The sequence below is a fragment of the Salmonirosea aquatica genome (genome assembly GCF_009296315.1).
GTDB lineage: Bacteria > Bacteroidota > Bacteroidia > Cytophagales > Spirosomataceae > Salmonirosea > Salmonirosea aquatica.
On record NZ_WHLY01000002.1, the window covers coordinates 881,527 to 898,092 of the forward strand.

Annotated in this window: 15 protein-coding genes; 10 read left to right on the forward strand and 5 right to left on the reverse strand. The window is 51.1% G+C overall.

Translation table 11 applies throughout. From position 1 onward, the window contains the following. Positions 1-35: 35 nt before the first annotated feature. The 3 genes from purE to GBK04_RS04740 form a co-directional block, all read right to left on the reverse strand. Positions 36-521: a 5-(carboxyamino)imidazole ribonucleotide mutase gene (gene purE, locus GBK04_RS04730; protein ID WP_152757308.1), complete on the reverse strand. Its 486-nt coding sequence runs from the start codon at positions 519-521 to the stop codon at positions 36-38. A gap of 130 nt (positions 522-651) precedes the next feature. Then, on the reverse strand, positions 652-1,800 hold the full coding sequence (locus tag GBK04_RS04735) for a 5-(carboxyamino)imidazole ribonucleotide synthase (RefSeq protein WP_152757310.1): 1,149 nt from the start codon (positions 1,798-1,800) through the stop codon (positions 652-654). Between the two features lie 56 nt (positions 1,801-1,856). Next, positions 1,857-2,066, reverse strand: coding sequence for a hypothetical protein (locus GBK04_RS04740; protein ID WP_152757312.1), 210 nt, complete (start codon positions 2,064-2,066; stop codon positions 1,857-1,859). Between the two features lie 269 nt (positions 2,067-2,335). On the opposite strand from GBK04_RS04740, the gene GBK04_RS04745 reads away from it, so the two are divergent. From GBK04_RS04745 to GBK04_RS04770, 6 genes are all read left to right on the forward strand, one after another. Then, positions 2,336-5,572, forward strand: a complete 3,237-nt coding sequence (locus GBK04_RS04745; RefSeq protein WP_152765871.1) for a SusC/RagA family TonB-linked outer membrane protein — start codon at positions 2,336-2,338, stop codon at positions 5,570-5,572. Positions 5,573-5,655: 83 nt separating this feature from the next. Further along, positions 5,656-7,251 carry a SusD/RagB family nutrient-binding outer membrane lipoprotein gene (locus tag GBK04_RS04750; RefSeq protein WP_152757314.1) on the forward strand — a complete coding sequence of 532 codons (1,596 nt, stop codon included), beginning with the start codon at positions 5,656-5,658 and terminating at the stop codon, positions 7,249-7,251. Between the two features lie 130 nt (positions 7,252-7,381). Then, positions 7,382-8,254, forward strand: a complete 873-nt coding sequence (locus GBK04_RS04755; RefSeq protein WP_152757316.1) for an alkaline phosphatase family protein — start codon at positions 7,382-7,384, stop codon at positions 8,252-8,254. A 152-nt stretch (positions 8,255-8,406) separates the two neighbouring features. Continuing rightward, on the forward strand, positions 8,407-8,985 hold the full coding sequence (locus GBK04_RS04760; RefSeq protein ID WP_373330715.1) for an HD domain-containing protein: 579 nt from the start codon (positions 8,407-8,409) through the stop codon (positions 8,983-8,985). Between the two features lie 25 nt (positions 8,986-9,010). Next, positions 9,011-9,238, forward strand: a complete 228-nt coding sequence (locus GBK04_RS04765) for a hypothetical protein (protein ID WP_152757317.1) — start codon at positions 9,011-9,013, stop codon at positions 9,236-9,238. Positions 9,239-9,498: 260 nt separating this feature from the next. Then, positions 9,499-10,491, forward strand: a complete 993-nt coding sequence (locus GBK04_RS04770; protein ID WP_152757319.1) for an NAD(P)-dependent alcohol dehydrogenase — start codon at positions 9,499-9,501, stop codon at positions 10,489-10,491. 190 nt (positions 10,492-10,681) lie between these two features. Here GBK04_RS04770 and GBK04_RS04775 read toward each other — a convergent pair whose 3' ends face one another. Together GBK04_RS04775 and GBK04_RS04780 are read right to left on the reverse strand one after the other, a co-directional pair. After that, positions 10,682-11,050, reverse strand: coding sequence for a dienelactone hydrolase family protein (locus tag GBK04_RS04775; protein ID WP_373330716.1), 369 nt, complete (start codon positions 11,048-11,050; stop codon positions 10,682-10,684). Further along, a complete protein-coding gene (locus GBK04_RS04780; RefSeq protein WP_152757323.1) occupies positions 11,013-11,792 on the reverse strand; it encodes an alpha/beta hydrolase family protein in 780 nt (259 codons plus the stop codon). Before GBK04_RS04780 ends, GBK04_RS04775 begins: the two co-directional genes overlap by 38 nt. Before the next feature lie 365 nt (positions 11,793-12,157). On the opposite strand from GBK04_RS04780, the gene GBK04_RS04785 reads away from it, so the two are divergent. The 4 genes from GBK04_RS04785 to GBK04_RS04800 all read left to right on the forward strand — a co-directional run bounded on the left by GBK04_RS04785 (position 12,158) and on the right by GBK04_RS04800 (position 16,485). Beyond that, positions 12,158-12,490: a PadR family transcriptional regulator gene (locus tag GBK04_RS04785; RefSeq protein ID WP_152757325.1), complete on the forward strand. Its 333-nt coding sequence runs from the start codon at positions 12,158-12,160 to the stop codon at positions 12,488-12,490. A 1-nt stretch (position 12,491) separates the two neighbouring features. Beyond that, positions 12,492-15,152 carry an ABC transporter permease gene (locus GBK04_RS04790; protein ID WP_373330717.1) on the forward strand — a complete coding sequence of 887 codons (2,661 nt, stop codon included), beginning with the start codon at positions 12,492-12,494 and terminating at the stop codon, positions 15,150-15,152. A 162-nt stretch (positions 15,153-15,314) separates the two neighbouring features. Further along, complete coding sequence (locus GBK04_RS04795) at positions 15,315-15,788, forward strand: group II truncated hemoglobin (protein ID WP_152757327.1); 474 nt, start codon at positions 15,315-15,317, stop codon at positions 15,786-15,788. Between the two features lie 274 nt (positions 15,789-16,062). Continuing rightward, positions 16,063-16,485, forward strand: coding sequence for an SRPBCC family protein (locus GBK04_RS04800; RefSeq protein ID WP_152757329.1), 423 nt, complete (start codon positions 16,063-16,065; stop codon positions 16,483-16,485). Positions 16,486-16,566: the final 81 nt, after the last annotated feature.

Genomic DNA, 16,566 nt, shown 5'->3' on the forward strand with positions numbered 1-16,566 from the left:
TTCAGACAAAGGTAAGAAATAGATGCAAATCAGGCTTAGGTATTCGTTTTCAGAGCCTTATTCATATCCGCTACCTTATCTTGCAGCTCTTGCTTGTACTCGTCTAGCCGCCGGGCTACCGCTTGGTCGGAGGTACCCACAATCTGCGCGGCCAGAATACCAGCATTTTTGGCCCCATTCAGGGCGACGGTAGCTACAGGTACCCCACCGGGCATTTGCAGGATAGAGAGCACCGAGTCCCAGCCGTCGATGGAATTGCTGGACAGAATAGGTACCCCAATAACGGGCAGCGTCGTCAGTGAAGCCACCATGCCCGGTAAATGCGCCGCTCCCCCGGCACCGGCGATGATCACTTTCAGGCCCCGTGAACGGGCGGTTTTGGCGTAGTCCAGCATCCGCTCCGGCGTGCGGTGGGCCGATACGATCTCCATTTCAAACGCCACGCCCAGTTCATTTAGTGCCTCAGCGGCCTCCTGCATCACCTTGCGGTCCGAGATGCTACCCATGATGATTCCGACCATTTTTTCAGTTGACAGTGGACAGTTGAGAGTTGACAGTGCCTTCGCGGTTGTGAACCTACTTCTATCCGTATGAATTTTTATACCTGGTAAACTTATAATTTCAAATGATTGAATAACAATAAAACAACTGTCAACTGTCAACTGTCCACTCTCCACTGACCACCCTCACACTACGCTGTACTAACGCTACCTTCTCCTTCAAGCGCTCCGTATTTTCATCCATAATGGTCACGTGACCCATTTTACGGTAGGGCTTGGTGATGGCTTTTCCGTAAAGAAATGGAAAAACTTCACTGGTCGCCAGCAAGGTTTCCATACCTTGGTAGTAGGCCGGGCCCGTGTAGCCTGCTTCGCCCAGTAGATTCACCATGGCAGCGGGTGCGTACTGGTGCGTGCTGCCCAACGGCAAACCCAGAATGGCCCGCCAATGCTGCTCGTACTGCGAGGTGGCATTGGCCCGGATGGTATGATGCCCACTGTTGTGCGGGCGCGGTGCTACTTCGTTGATCAATATTTCGCCATCTTTTGTCACGAACATTTCCACGGCCAGTAGACCTACGATGCCGAACGCCTCAGCCGTTTGGCTGGCTATTTCCTCCGCCCGGAAGCGCACATCATCCTTAATTTCGGCGGGAGCGAACAGGTACTCCACCAGATTGTGCTCGGGGTGGAACACCATTTCCACCACCGGGAACGTCTTCATATGCCCCTCCGGATTACGCGCCACGATCACGGCGATTTCTTTTTCAAAATCCACCGCTTTTTCCAGCAGACCGGGAGCATCGAACGCCTTGTTTAGATCTGCTTCCGAGCTGATGCGCTGAACGCCGCGCCCGTCGTAGCCATCTTTTCCCAGCTTGTGAAAAGCCGGAAGAAAATCAGGGTACCTTGCCACATCGGCGCGGCTTTCCGTCAGGATGAAATCGGCGGTAGGTAGCTTATTGACCCGATAGAATTGTTTCTGAATGCGTTTATCCTGGATTTGTCGGATTACCAAAGGCTGCGGATAGACGCGCTTGCCTTCTTTTTCCAGCGCTTCCAGCGCATCCACATTCACTTTCTCAATTTCGATGGTAATCACATCCAGGTCTTTGCCAAAAGCATAGACCGTATCATAATCCTGTAAGGAACCTTGCTGGAAGTGCGGGGCAATGCGGCTGCACGGGGCGTCGGCGTCGGGGTCGAGAACGTGGATGTCCAGATTCCAGTCGATAGCGGCCTGCAACAGCATCAGGCCGAGCTGACCGCCGCCGAGGATGCCTATTTTGTCATATAGCATAGATGGCGATAATGGCTTATGCGCAAAGTTGGGGGAAAAAGGGGAAAACTAAAATTTCATAGCCCCATTTCCGCCGGATCGTAGCCAAAGCGCCGGGCTGAATCTTTTATAATTTCCAGCATTTCACGGTAGCTGAACAACCTGCCCGTGAGGTAATCCCGCTCTTCAGCATTGGCATATACTTTCCTACCCTGCAAGTCGCGGATATTTTCGTGCAGGGTAATGAGAATATCCTGAAAAAATTCCTGGCTGTACTTCTCTGTCATCTCAAACAGGTTTGTTTATTAATTTTTCTGTACAGGATAAGCCTTTGAAAACTAAAATATTATAAATCAACGTATCGAAACCAAACGTCGAGTATTACGGCTGAATTACGCAGTTACCCAATCTTTAAAAAAAAATTCAAAAACAGTTCACATATGCTTAACCGCTCCCGCCATTGCCTTTGTCGAATTTTGCGGCTGGAAGCGTTCCTGGTTTCGGACACCTTCCCTTTTCGATGGTCTTACTCTAACCAACCTCTTTAAAGCGTATGATGTTACGTGTATTTTCTCCACCGTTCCAAACTCGTTTTTTTCGGACTTTTTCATGCATTCTGTTGGCGGGGCTATTTTGCCTGGAAGCCTTCGCCCAAAACCAGCTCACGGGCCGGGTGACCGACCAGGCTACGGGTGAGCCCGTGCCGGGTGCCAGTGTTGTGATCAAAGGTACCAATGTAGGTACCAGCACGGCCATTGACGGAAAGTACCAAATCAGCGTTCCGGCTACGGCCACCACGCTGGTATTTTCTTTTGTGGGTTTTACCACCCAGGAAATCTCCATTGACAACCGCTCGACCATCGACGTTGCTATGTCCACCGACCTGCGCCAGTTGCAGGAAGTAGTCGTGACGGCGCTGGGTATCAAGAAAGACGTGCGCCGCATCGGGGTAGCTATCCAGACTGTCGACGGCACATCGACGGTAAAGGCCCGTGAACCCAATGCCGTCAACGCGCTGGCGGGCAAAGTAGCCGGGCTTACGGTAGGAATCCAGCAGGAACTGCTGCGCAAGCCCAACATTATGTTGCGGGGTAATTCGGATGTACTTTTCGTGGTCGATGGGGTACCTGTCAACTCCGATACCTGGAATATTTCGCCCGACGACATCGAAACCTACTCGGTACTGAAAGGTGCGACGGCTTCGGCGCTGTACGGTTTCCGGGGTAAAAATGGCGCTATCCTAATTACGACCAAACGCGGTACCAAAGACCAGCGCGGTTTTTCGGTGGATGTAAATTCGTCCACGATGATCGACAATGGCTTTTACGCCATTCCTAAGGTACAGGATGAGTACGGTCCCGGCGACCATGGCCGCTATGCGTTCGGTGATGGCAAGGGCGGCGGACTCAACGACGGCGATTACGACGGCGGCTGGGGGCCCAAATTTGAGGGACAGCCTATTCCGCAGTACGATAGCCCCGTCGATCCGGTAACGGGCGTGCGGCAGGGTACCCCCTGGATAGCACGGGGAAAAGACAATCTGAACCGCTTCCTGAATCCGGGGGTACTTTCAACCAATAATATCTCGGTAGCGGCTTCGAGCGAGAAATACAACCTGCGTTTTTCGGCTTCCCAGATTTCGCAGAAAGGCATTGTCCCCAACACCAAGCTGAACATCACGAACTTCAACGTCACGGCGGATTATAATTTCTCTAAGCGGCTGACTTTCCAGTCGGGCCTACAGTACAACCGCCAGTATACGCCCAATATTCCTGATGTCAACTACGGTCCCAATTCTATCATATACAATATGACGCTCTGGGCTGGCGCCGACTGGGACGTGGCCGATATGCGCAATTACTGGCAGCCGGGCAAAGAGGGGATTCAGCAAATTTACGCCGAGTACCAGCGCTACAACAACCCGTACTTTATGAGCTACGAGTGGCTGCGCGGCCACTATAAAACCGATGTGATCGGCCAGGCTTCGATGAACTACAAGATTACTGACTTCCTGGATGTGATGCTACGCACACAGGTAACGACCTGGAACCTGTTCCGTAACGAGAAGATGCCCTACTCCGCCGGATCATACGGACGCGACGAACGCCGGGGCGACTACCGCGAAGATCGCCGGAACCTGTTCGAAAACAACACGGACGTACTGATAAAATTTGATAAGGATTTGTTCAAAGATTTCAACGCCAAAGTATGGGCCGGGGGCAACATCCGTACCTTCGAGTACAACTCGCAGTACGGCTCCACAGACTATCTGAACGTACCCGGTCTGTATAATTTCAACAATTCCGCTAACCCCGTCCGCACGTCCAATTTCGCCTCGGCTATGCGTGTAAACTCAGCCTACTATTCGGCGGATTTTACCTACCGCAATCTGTTTACCGTTTCGACCACGGGTCGGGTGGACAAGCTTTCGACGCTGCCTAGCGGAAACAATACCTTCTTCTATCCTTCCGTGGCGCTTTCCACGGTACTTTCTGACTATATCCAATTGCCCAAAGTCGTATCGTTTTTCAAGCTGCGCGGTTCCTACGCCAACGTGAAAGATGCCCTAACCCGCTCGACGATCGGTACTACTCCCGCCTTGGGCGACGGCAATCCGCTGGGGTACGGCGATCAGTACTACTCGCCTTACGACGGACCTACCTACCAGAACGCCGCCGTATACTCCACTCCGTTTGCTTACAACAATACCCCTGCCGCTTACTACACCAATACGCTCAACAACCCCAACCTACAGCCCAGCTCGACTTCCCAATCGGAGGTAGGTCTTGATTTTCGCGTGTTGGAAAACCGCATCGGCCTGGATGTGACCTACTTTGTTTCCAACGAAGGTCCCCGCATTTTCTCGCTGCCCATTTCCACCACTACGGGCTACAGCTCGGCTTTGGTGAATGGCATCAAAACCCGCAAAACGGGTTGGGAAGTAGCACTGACGGGCTCGCCTTTGCGTTCCGCTACGGGCCTGAACTGGAATATCGTGGCTAATTACTCCACCTTCAAAGAGGTACTCACGGAAATTTATCCCGGCGTGGACGCGCTGAATACTTTCTTCAAGGTAGGCGACCGGTTGGATAAATACTATGGCCGGGCTTTTGCCAAAACGGACGACGGGCAGATTATCAACGACGCTTCGGGCCGCCCCATTTACTTGCCGGTGAATCAGTTCTTGGGCTATGTAAATCCCAAGTTTGTATTCGGAATCAACAATAAATTCAGTTACCGCGACTTCAATTTCAGCTTCCAGTTCGACGGTCGCATCGGCGGCATCATTTCCAACTACATCCAGAAGCAGACTTTCCGGGGCGGTCGTCACATCGACCTGGTGCAGGGAGCCATGGGCGAAGCTCGCTACCAGGACTATCTGGGCAACAAAACCTGGGTAGGTGAAGGCGTACAGGTAGCCAATGGCGCATCGCTCAACTACGATGCCGACGGTAAAATCACCAATATGAGCGAGTTGACGTTCACCCCCAATACTACCCAGCAATTCCTGCAGGATTGGGTAAGCCGCTACTACAACTCCGATGAGGGCAACCTGATGAGCCGCTCGTTCGGGATGCTACGCGAAGTCGTGATCGGGTACACTCTACCAGCCGGATTACTCGAAAGAAGCAAGTTCATCAAGAACGCCTCGGTATCGCTCGTAGGGCGCAACCTACTGTACTTTGCCGAGAAAAAAGACATTGACCTCAACCAGTACATCACCGACGGTTCCTCAGGTTTGCAGACGCCCTCGACCAGAAGGTACGGCGTGAATGTAAGTTTGACATTTTAAAAAGGCACTAAGTGGCAAAGGCACAAAGGTCTCTTCATACGTCGATTGTCACTTGCAGCGAACAACCTAACAACTAAACTATTATGAAAATCAATAAGCATATCACCCTCGCTTTCCTCGTAGTGGGCCTGGCCCTTTCGAGCTGCGATAAATCGTTCGAGGAGCTCGAAAAAGATCCCAACCGTGCCGTATCGGCACCGGCGTCGCTGGTGTTGCAGGGCATCGAATACGACCTGTACAATAACACGGGTCGGCCGTTCAGCTCCGAGATGCGCTGGAACCAGTTTTATGCGATTAATTATAACTACTACGGTACCAACGAGTACCAGTGGGGCGAAATGCCGAATCACTACTTCACGCTGAAAAATGTGGTGCGGATGGAAGAGGAAGCCAAACGCGCCGGGGCTGCCGACGTAAACGGCTACTCGGCGCTGGGTAAGTTTTTCCGGGCGTTCTTCTTCGATCAGATGTCCATTCGGGTAGGCGACCTGCCCGTGATGGAAGCGCTGGCGGGCAACGACAATTTTACGCCTAAGTACGATTCGCAGAAAGCGATTTATGTACAGATTCTGAAATGGCTGGATGAGTCCAACGCGGACCTCGCTTCTTTGATCACCAAAGGCGAAAATACCGTGGCTGGAGACTTTTATTTCGGAGGAGACCTGCGCAAGTGGCAGAAAGCGGTGAATGCCCTGAAATTGCGCATTCTCATTCGCCTCAGCAAAAAAGAAAGCGACGCCGAACTGAACGTGAAAGGCCGTTTTGCGGAGGTTCTGAACAATCCCGCCAAATTTCCGCTGTTCGAAGGGATGGGCGACAACCTCCAGTTCATTTCCAACAACTTTAACAAGTACCCCTCCAACCCAGACAACTTCGGTTTCGACGCCACGCGCCAGAATATGGCCAAAACCTACGTGGATTTATTGGTAGCCCGCAAAGATCCACGCGTGATGGTAGTGGCCGAGCCCGCCGGTGCCGAACTGAAAGCGGGAAAAAAGCCCTCGGACTTCACGGCTTTTGTAGGTGCCAGCTCGGGCGAAGACCTCACCGACATGAGCGAAAAAGCGGGTCGTGACAACGGCGCGGGCTTCGCACCCGGCGCATATTCGTTCCAGAGCCGCTCGCGCTATTACTCCAATTACGTGGGCGAGGCAGTGTTTATTCTGGGGTACCCTGAGCTATGTTTTAATCTGGCTGAGGGTATCAACCGTGGCTGGGCCAGCGGCGACGCCGAGCTATGGTACAAGCAGGGCATCAAGGCTTCGCAGGAATTCTACGGTGTGAAGGATGGTACCCTTGCTTTGCGCTATTCCCGCACCGGAGGCCGCGACGCCGCTGACTTTGGTACCTATACCATCGACTTCAACTTCGATACCTACTACGCACAACCTTTGGTCAAGTACGATGGCAACAATGCCGCCGGGCTGACCAAAATCCTGACCCAGAAGTATCTGGCCTTCTTCATGAACTCGGGCATGGAAGCTTATTTCAACTACCGCCGCACGGGGGTACCTTCCTTCCTGACGGGCGTAGGTACGGGCAATTCGGGCCGCATCGCCACGCGCTGGCAGTACCCGTTCTCGGAGCGCACCACCAACGAACTCAATTATAAGGCGGCTATCCAGAGTCAATTCGGCGGACAAGACAATATCAACGACGCCCTTTGGATCTCTAAATAATTTTTTCCTCATAGGTTATGATGTTTTTAAAAAGCGGGGGTACCTTACTCCCGCTTTTATTATGGAGCCTCATATCCTGGCCGTATAATACAGCCACTCATTGATTTTCAACTCATAAACTTGTTCCGTTGTGCGATACTTCCTATTCCTGACCCTTTTCCTGTCTTATTCTGCCTTTGCCCAAAAACGCGTCGTGGTCATCGGCCTCGACGGCCTGAGTCCCGATGGCATCCGCAACGCCTCGACGCCCGTGCTGGATTCCTTGATGAAAAACGGCAGTTATTCCTTGAATGCCAAAGCGGTATACCCCAGTTCGAGCAGTCCGAACTGGGCTTCGATGATCACAGGTACCTCACCCGCCCACCATGAGGTGTGGTCGAACGACTGGAAGCGTACCGACATTGCCGATAAGTCGTACTGCGGCGGGCCCAACGGGCAGCTGTACCCGACCATCTTCCGCGCCGTTCGGGAACAAAAAAACGAGGCCGTCATCGCCTGTTTTTACGACTGGGACGATTTCGGGCGACTGCTGGAGGATAATGTATGTACCGTAAAGGAGGACCGTAAGGGCGAAGACGATACCGCCCAGCGAGCCGCGGAGTACATTGCGGCCAACGCCCCGCTGTTTACCTTTGTGCATCTCGACCATGTGGATCACGCCGGTCACGACGCCGGGCATGGTACCCCTACCTACTACAAATCGGTAAGCAAGGCCGATTCACTGATCGGCACAATCATGAACGCGATCCGGGCCTCGGGAAAGGCTGACGAAACGGTAGTCCTTATTACGGCCGACCACGGCGGCGTGGGCAAAGGCCACGGGGGTACCAGCCGCGCCGAAATGACCATTCCGTGGATTATCTCGGGTAAAGGCATAAAGAAAAATCACGAACTTAGTACCTCCATCGACACCTTCGACACCGCCATGACCATCGCCAAAGTGTTGAAAGTAAAACCGTTCGAATGCTGGACGGGAAAGGCCATTGTGGAAGCAATAAAATAGATAGGAGATATGAATTATGAGATATAAGATTTTTTTAAAGTATCACCAAACTTTTGATCAATGCTTCCACACAGGTTTCTAACAGGTTATTTACCCAACAAAACATAAGGCCTCGCCCATAATTCATATCTCATAACTCATATCTAAAAAACGTGCCTTACGCTACCGAAGAAATCCTGACTGAAATCCAGTCGCTATTTGACCAACATGGCCGCGAACCCTACTACGGCGAGGATGTCTCGCAGTTTGAACACGCTGCGCAAGCCGCCGAACTCGCCGTACGCGACGGCTACGATGAGGAAGTACAAATCGCCGCCTTCCTGCACGACATCGGCCACATGCTGCCTACCGACGATCCCGCCGAGCTTATGGACGACTACGGCCGCCGTGACCACGAAGGCGTAGCCGCTGACTGGCTGCGGAGGCGCGGGTTTTCCGATAAGGTGGGGATCCTGATCGAAAACCATGTGAATGCCAAAAGGTACCTTACCTGGAAAAATCCCGCTTATTTCGCCGCGCTGTCCGAAGCCAGCATCCAGACGCTCGCCTTTCAGGGTGGTCCGATGGAAACGGCCGAAGCCGAAGAATTTGAAAAGAATCCGTACTTTGACCTGATCATCCGCATGCGTCGCTGGGACGAAGCCGCCAAGCTGCAGGACTACCCTACGCCGGATCTAGATCACTATCTGGAATTGATTAAAAGCTACCTCCAAACCCAGAAGTCCACCTGACCTTTTCATCATTTCCATTTTTTCGATGACCACGTTGTTATTCGCCACTACACCAGGTACCCCCATGAAAAGCGATCCTTCCTCCCTGCTGATGCCCAGGTTGGTGGGTACTGCCACGTTCATGCTGGGCATACTCACCATGACTCCCATTATTTCGATATTCGGCTGGCCGAAATCCCGGAAAATGGGCATTGCTACTACCCCGATGAGGGTAGTAGCGCTGATTTCTATTATCCTGATGTCGATCGTGTGAGTTTTTGAAATCTTGTCCAGTCTTCTGAAATAGTTTGTTGGGTCATATCCGTCTGGCGAAGTAGAGCCATTTCAAAGTCAGCTGGTTCTAGAGTGAATTTTACTACTGTCTGCTACATTGCGTCTACGATTGGGTTTTTAGTCGACGTAGGCATATTCCCACTGAGCGTAAAGAAATCGCCACGTATCAATTTCTCAAAAGGTATCTGCTAACTATCAGTAATTTGCTCGTAGCAATTAACTATAAAACGAACAATTACCATGAAAGCTATCGTTTGCACGGAGTACGGCTCACCCGATGTTCTTACCCTCAAAGAGGTAGAAAAACCCACGCCTGGTGACAAAGAGGTACTGGTTAGAATATATGCCGCATCGGTCAACGCCGGCGATTGGCACTTGCTGCGTGGAAAGCCGCTGCTTGCCCGCCTGTCGTTGGGGCTTTTAAAACCAAAACACAACATCCTTGGCTTCGATATGGCTGGCCGGGTGGAAGCAGTAGGCCGGGACGTCAGTCAGTTCCGGGCAGGCGATGAAGTATTCGCAGATTTGTCGGCTAGTAGTTTTGGAGCATTTGCGGAGTACACCTGCGTGCCCGAACACCTGCTCGCCTTAAAACCAAACAACCTGACTTTTGGTGAAGCCGCGGCCGTACCCTGCGCGGCAGTCACGGCTTTACAGGCCTTGCGTGATGAAGGAAAAATCAGTGCGGGGGAAAAAGTACTCATCAATGGAGCATCGGGTGGAGTGGGAACCTTTGCCGTGCAAATTGCCAAATCGTTTGGCGCCGAGGTCACCGCAGTGGGCAGTACGGGAAAACTGGATATGCTGCGTTCCCTGGGTGCCGATCACGTTATCGACTACACCAAAGAAGATTTTACCGCATTGGCAGCACAGGAAAAAGGAACAACATACGACCTGATTTTGGCGGCCAATGGCTACCATCCAATCCTGGCGTACAAGCGAGCCCTGAACCCCGGAGGAAGGTACGTCATGACCGGCGGGGTAAACGCCCAGATGTTTCAGGCGTTGCTCCTGGGTTCATTGGTTTCAGGGAAGGAAAAAAAGCTGGGAGCAATGTTGGCTAAGCCCAGCCAGAAAGATTTGTTCATTCTGAAAGAACTCATTGAAACCGGGAAGGTAAAACCTGTGATCGAAAAGAATTACAAGTTGAGCGAAGTACCTGAAGCGATTCGATTCGTGGAAGCAGGACACGCCAGGGGGAAGATAGTTATTGAGGTAGCGACGAAAGTCTAAATCTTTACTCACTCCACCATCCCCTTAAATAAACTCACGAAGGATTAATCTTTAGAATACTGGATGATGGTCACCTCCATAGGGGGAGATGAGTACCGAATTAAAACAGACAGTCTGTAACTACCGGGCCGAACAAAAAAATTGTCCTTCCCGCTTAAGACAACCAAGAATTCGAGTTAGCGAGTAACCTTCACTCCACCTGATCATTTAACCAGTCGGACATGACGGCCAACGCGGTTGGCGAAAAAGTTTCCTGAATGCCTGCGTACTCGCTCGGATGGCCGATGCTACACTGCTGGAAAAAGTGATTGAGATTGGGTAGTTCCTTCACCGTCACGTTTTGATTGCCTCCCTTTTTTACTGCTGCCGCGATAGCAGGCAGATTTTGCCGGGCATCCACCTGCAAGTCTTTCGCTCCGTTTATTGCCAGTAGCGGACAAGTAATTTTCTCAAAATAGGTTGCTGGCTCTACCTGGTACAGGAACTGGTACCAGGGCGTACACATGGCATCGATCTGGTTTCTAAAAAACTGCTCTTTGGTTTGTCCGGGAGGTAGCATTTGCTCGGGGTAATTCTGCATGTGATCCTTCACGTATGCGGTCATGTTGGGTCGTGTCCGTGGATTTCCTGAGTATATCGGTAGTTTCCTGATTTATCTTTTTAAGCATCGCTATTCCTTTTTCGTCCACACCGCCGGCCCGCGCGATTAATTCCGCCTGTAAGGTCATCACTTCGATACCGGTAACGCCCGGTCCGGCCAGTGAAATAACAAAGCTGATATCTTTTGAGCGGGATGCCGCAATCGCGGCGACGAGTCCGCCTTCGCTATGCCCGGCCACACCCATTTTTTCCAGATTAATTTCCTTTCTGGATTTCAGATAGGCCATCGCGCTTTCCGCATCGGCGGCAAAATCCTGCGAAGTCGCTGTCATAAAATTTCCGGTAGATTGGCCAACGCCCCGGTCGTCGTACCGCAAAACCGCGAAACCCTGCCGGGTCAGGTAATCGGCAATCACCAGGAAAGGTTTATGTCCAAAAACTTCTTCATTTCTGTTCTGAGGGCCGCTGCCGGTGATCAGTACCACGGCCGGAAAATTTCCATCCTTTTCTGGTATAGTCAGGGTACCTGACAGCGTAATGCCCGCCTGGTCGTTCTTGAATTGTACTTCTTCGGTATGATAGGGATAGGGTGGTTTCGGCTCCTGAAATTTTATTGCGAATGGCTTTTCGGACAAGACAATGTACACGAGATAGGCCAGGATTGCGACAGAGGCGGAAATGAGGACGACGTTTTTTCTCATGGAGAAAGAAAGGGGTATTTTTAACTGTGAAGAAATTCCTGATCTAATTAGGTTGAGTACTCTACCACAGACGAAGTTATTACTTTTTAAACCGAAGGTATGTTAGTACTTTATTACCGTATGAGCTATTGTACTATTGTTCTCACTTTTCATTCTCACGATTCCGCCAGCTTGCAGGTGGTGAATGAATCTAGCTTGCAGTCACCTACCAATTCTAAGTACATAAATTTTATCTAAGGCTTATACTAATTCCTAAGACGTAAGCAATTGGTAATTAAATATTTCCCCTACTATTAATGTATTTATTTACATTTTGTATGTATAATAAATACATTTTACATACATTTACGCAATTAAAATCAGAGATGAAAGGTACAAACCTCGGAGAATTTGAAGAACTGGTGCTGCTCACCGTCGCGGCGTTGATGGAAGAAGCCTACAGCGTCGCGATCTGCGACGAGCTCACAGAACAAACGGGCCGTTCGGTAAAACTGGGCGTGGTACACGCCGTGCTCAACCGCCTCGAAGAGAAGGGCCTTGTGAAAAGTGAGCTGGGGGAAGCCACGAAGGTACGGGGTGGGAAACGCAAAAGATTCTATCAACTGACCATACCGGGCAAGGCCGCGTTGGTAAGCGCCAAGTCGATGCGCGATCAGTTGTGGGATAGGATACCGTCGCTGGTCTGGAAAAAAGCGTAGCATGGAAGAGCCACGGTCACCCCAACCGCCCGCCTGGGCGCAGCGATTTGTAGAATGGTACTGTAAGCCCGGACTGGTGGAGGATCTTACCGGCGATCTCCATGAGTACTTCGAGCGGAATGTGCGATCCGTCGGGCCGCGTCGCGCGAAGCTAATCTACATCATCGATGCCTTCAAGTTTTTCAGAACCTATACGGTACGCAAACCAACACTTGTCAATTTTTTTATCAACTGGATCATGATCGGAAGCTACTTTAAAACTTCGGGACGCAGCTTGATGCGTAACAAACTGTTCTCGTCCATCAATATCGTCGGCCTTGCCATCAGTATGTCCGTCGGGTTATTGCTGATCGCGTTCGTGCTCGACCTGCGTTCGTACGACCGTTTCCATAAGCAGGGTGAGCGTATCTATCGCATCACCAGCGTAGCTACTTTCAAGGGAGCACAGGGCGGCAAGTTTGCATCGACATCCCTCAAAACCGGGAAGCTCATTCGCGAGAAAGTGAGCGGCTTTGAAGAGGTAGCTATTCTGCGCAATGACTTTACGCAGGATGCGCGGGTTGGCGACCATGTTCTTCCCATCAAAGGCTTCTGGGCGGAGCCGTCGCTGTTTAGGGTCTTTACCTTTCCGATGCTGGAAGGCAATCCCGACACGGCACTGAAAGACCCCTACTCGGTCGTTCTTACGGAAACTGCCGCCAGGAAACTCTTCGGCAGTGAAGATGCCCTGGGCAAGGTGATCAAATTCGATACCCTCGACTATCAGGTGACTGGCGTCATGCAAGACGTTCCCTTCTTTTCGCACATCAATTTCGAAGCGTTAGTATCGCTGTCAACGGCCGAGCAACTCAATAGGAACGATCAGAATTTCGAAAAATGGACCAGCATGTTTTCGAACTCCGTGTACCTGCTGTTACCTCCAACGGCCGACATCACCGCCATTCAGTCACAGCTCGATGCCCTTGCCAAAGAGGAAAATCTCGCCGAAGAAAATACAAAAATCCAACTCGAGCTTCTTCCCTTATATGATATCGTGGTCGGAGAAAATCTCCGTTCCGGCTCCATGAGTGGCTCCAGAGGCCCACACATGCCTCCGATTGTGCTTTGGATACTGGGTGGGCTGGCCTTCGTGGTGATCCTGTCGGCATGTTTCAACTATACCAACCTTTCGATTGCGCGGGCCATGCGCCGATTTAAGGAAATAGGGCTTCGCAAAGCGATCGGCGCCCGCAAAAGCCAGGTGTGGCAACAGTTCCTGACCGAGGCAATCATGATTTCTCTGGCCGCCCTTCTGCTTTCATTTTTTCTATTTCTCGTATTGCGGCCGCAGCTGATCAACCTGGCCCCGGAGATGCAGCGCACCGTGAAGCTCGACCTTACGCCGTCCATGGTTGCAGCATTTATCGTCTTTTCGGTCACCGTGGGTGTCATGGCCGGTCTGGTACCTGCCCTATTCTTTTCGAAGGTCAGCGCGATTCAGGCGCTTAGAAATGTATCGAAGGTGAAAGCCTTCAAACACGGAACATTTAGACGCACTTTGGTGGTCATTCAGTATACCGTCACCCTGATTTTTATCACCACAACCGTCGTGGGCTATGTGCAGTACAAAAACATACTGGCTTTCGATCTGGGATACACTACTGAAAACATCCTGAACATCAATATGCAGGGCAATAAACCCGATGTACTGATGAAGGAACTGAGCGAGATGCCGGAAGTTACGGCCTTGTCCCGATCATTGATCGTCACCAGCGTCGGAAATGCCTGGGGCGGCTACATGAAATACAAAGATTCCCGGGATTCTGCGCTGGTCATGACCAACAACGTGGACGAAAACTACTTGCCGCTGCATGGCTACAAACTCATTGCCGGGGGAAATTTCAGAGCACGCCCTACCACAGCCAGCGATGCCCACGAAATAATCGTGAACCAGCAGTTTTTAAAACGCTTCAACATCAGTGCCAGCGACCCGGAAAAAGCAATCGGAGAGGAGATCACATTCAGCAATTTCAAAATGAATGACCACAAAATGACCATTGTGGGCGTCATGAAAGACTTTCACTATGGCAAAATCGAGAACCTCATCGAGCCGGTGGCATTCACGTTCTGGACTCCGGAAAACGGGGCAATCATTAATGCCAAAATACAAAGTACGGATCTGCTAGCGACGATGGACAAGATCGAGTCCACCTGGAAGAAAATCGATCGGGTTCATCCCTTGAAGGCCAAATTTTACGAAGAAGCCATCGAAGAGGCCTACAGCGAATTTTCCACCATGATCAAGATCATTGGCTTCCTTTCATTCCTGGCCATTTCCATCGCATCGATGGGGTTGTTCGGGATGGTGGTGTTCACTACCGAAACCCGACTCAAAGAAATCGGCATCCGAAAAGTGATGGGCGCCAGCGACGGCAGCCTTGTTTACCTGCTGAGTCGCGGTTTTCTAGTGTTGTTGTCCGTATCGGCACTCATCGCGCTGCCCGCGACCTACCTTTTATTCGAAAACTTTGTACTCAGGAATTTCCCCTATCATACACCGGTACAAATCGGCGAGCTATTCGCGGGTCTGCTGGCGGTATTGCTGATTGCATTCGTTATGATCGGTTCGCAAACGATGAAGGCCGCGAGGAGTAATCCGGTGAAGGTACTCAAGAGCGAATAAAATGAACTGGGGGTCATTTCTGGAACAACGGGTATGTAGAGTAATTACAGTCTTCGAATTTTATCGGATGTCTGCAAAAAAGTGCACAAAACCCAAAACTTCAACGCGAAAGTTCTGAGCGTTTTTAGGTAGCTTGCGTAGTGTAAAAAAGCTAACATTACGATGAAGACGGTACCTACTTTATACGAATGGGCGGGTGATATCCAGACCTTTGAAACCCTGTTCGAGACATTTTACGATAAAGTCCTGCGGGACGATTTGTTGGGTAGTCTCTTCAAAAACATGTCTCCCGACCATGTCCGACACGTGGCCCACTTTGTGGCGGAAGTCTTTGGCGGACCTACCCTGTACACAGAACAGGACCAGGGAAGCCACGCTAAAATGATCGGCGAACATATCGGTAAAATGCTCACCGAAGAAAAACGGCAGCGCTGGCTCCAGCTTCTTTTACAAACTGCCGACGAACTGGGACTCAAAAGCGATCCGGAATTTCGCTCGGCCCTGGTAGGGTACCTTGAGTGGGGTACCCGGCTGGCGGTCATTAACTCCCAGCTTACCGAAAATCCCATGGTCGAGTCCGAACCCATGCCCAGGTGGGGTTGGGGAGAAACGGGAGGACCGTACATTCCGAACTGATTTGTACAACTCTTAATTTCTTAAGATCATCTCTCCCTTCTCAATCCCAATCGATGAAGAAGGTACCCCTTTGTTTTTCTCCACTCTCGCCAGATTGCATCTACTGGGGAGGGTACCTGGAATGGGGTACCCTGCGCTCGATTTGAAAAACGAGCATTCGACGTCGTGCTCACTTTGCCTAGCATTGGCCCCACACAAGTGAGAAAATCCAATCGGCATAGATTTTTTCCGGTTTTGATACCCTTTCACTAACCACTTACCGAAACACAACCTCATGGCTAACGAAAATAACACCATCACCGTAGAGACGACCATCGACGCCCCACTTGACCAAGTCTGGAAATGCTGGACTACGCCCGAAAACATTAGGCAGTGGAACAACGCCAGCGACGACTGGTACACCCCCAGCGCCGATAACGACCTGACCGAAGGAGGGAAGTTTGTGTTCCGCATGGAGGCACGGGATGGAAGTTTCGGCTTCGATTTTACAGGTACCTACCAGACAGTCAAGGAAAAGGAGTTGCTGGAGTACGTGCTCACCGATGATCGCAAAGTTTCGGTGGCTTTCGGGGAGTCGGACGGCCAGACCAAGGTAACGGAAACCTTTGAGCCCGAATCGGAAAACACGGTGGAGATGCAGCAGGCAGGATGGCAGGCCATTCTGGATAACTTTAAGAAATACGTCGAAAAGCAGTAGCTGCCATACAAACGGGCTACGCGAGTAAACCGTTTGTGATCCAAATTCATGGATTGGATTCCTATCCACATCAACCCGTTA

Coding starts and splice junctions, on each gene's coding strand:
- GBK04_RS04790 (WP_373330717.1), top strand. CDS start 12,492: ATGGAAGAGCCACGGTCACCCCAACCGCCCGCCTGGGCGCAGCGATTT.
- GBK04_RS04735 (WP_152757310.1), bottom strand. CDS start 1,800: ATGCTATATGACAAAATAGGCATCCTCGGCGGCGGTCAGCTCGGCCTG.
- GBK04_RS04785 (WP_152757325.1), top strand. CDS start 12,158: ATGAAAGGTACAAACCTCGGAGAATTTGAAGAACTGGTGCTGCTCACC.
- GBK04_RS04775 (WP_373330716.1), bottom strand. CDS start 11,050: ATGCTACCTCCCGGACAAACCAAAGAGCAGTTTTTTAGAAACCAGATC.
- GBK04_RS04750 (WP_152757314.1), top strand. CDS start 5,656: ATGAAAATCAATAAGCATATCACCCTCGCTTTCCTCGTAGTGGGCCTG.
- GBK04_RS04770 (WP_152757319.1), top strand. CDS start 9,499: ATGAAAGCTATCGTTTGCACGGAGTACGGCTCACCCGATGTTCTTACC.
- GBK04_RS04765 (WP_152757317.1), top strand. CDS start 9,011: ATGACCACGTTGTTATTCGCCACTACACCAGGTACCCCCATGAAAAGC.
- GBK04_RS04795 (WP_152757327.1), top strand. CDS start 15,315: ATGAAGACGGTACCTACTTTATACGAATGGGCGGGTGATATCCAGACC.
- GBK04_RS04780 (WP_152757323.1), bottom strand. CDS start 11,792: ATGAGAAAAAACGTCGTCCTCATTTCCGCCTCTGTCGCAATCCTGGCC.
- GBK04_RS04800 (WP_152757329.1), top strand. CDS start 16,063: ATGGCTAACGAAAATAACACCATCACCGTAGAGACGACCATCGACGCC.
- purE (WP_152757308.1), bottom strand. CDS start 521: ATGGTCGGAATCATCATGGGTAGCATCTCGGACCGCAAGGTGATGCAG.
- GBK04_RS04740 (WP_152757312.1), bottom strand. CDS start 2,066: ATGACAGAGAAGTACAGCCAGGAATTTTTTCAGGATATTCTCATTACC.
- GBK04_RS04745 (WP_152765871.1), top strand. CDS start 2,336: ATGTTACGTGTATTTTCTCCACCGTTCCAAACTCGTTTTTTTCGGACT.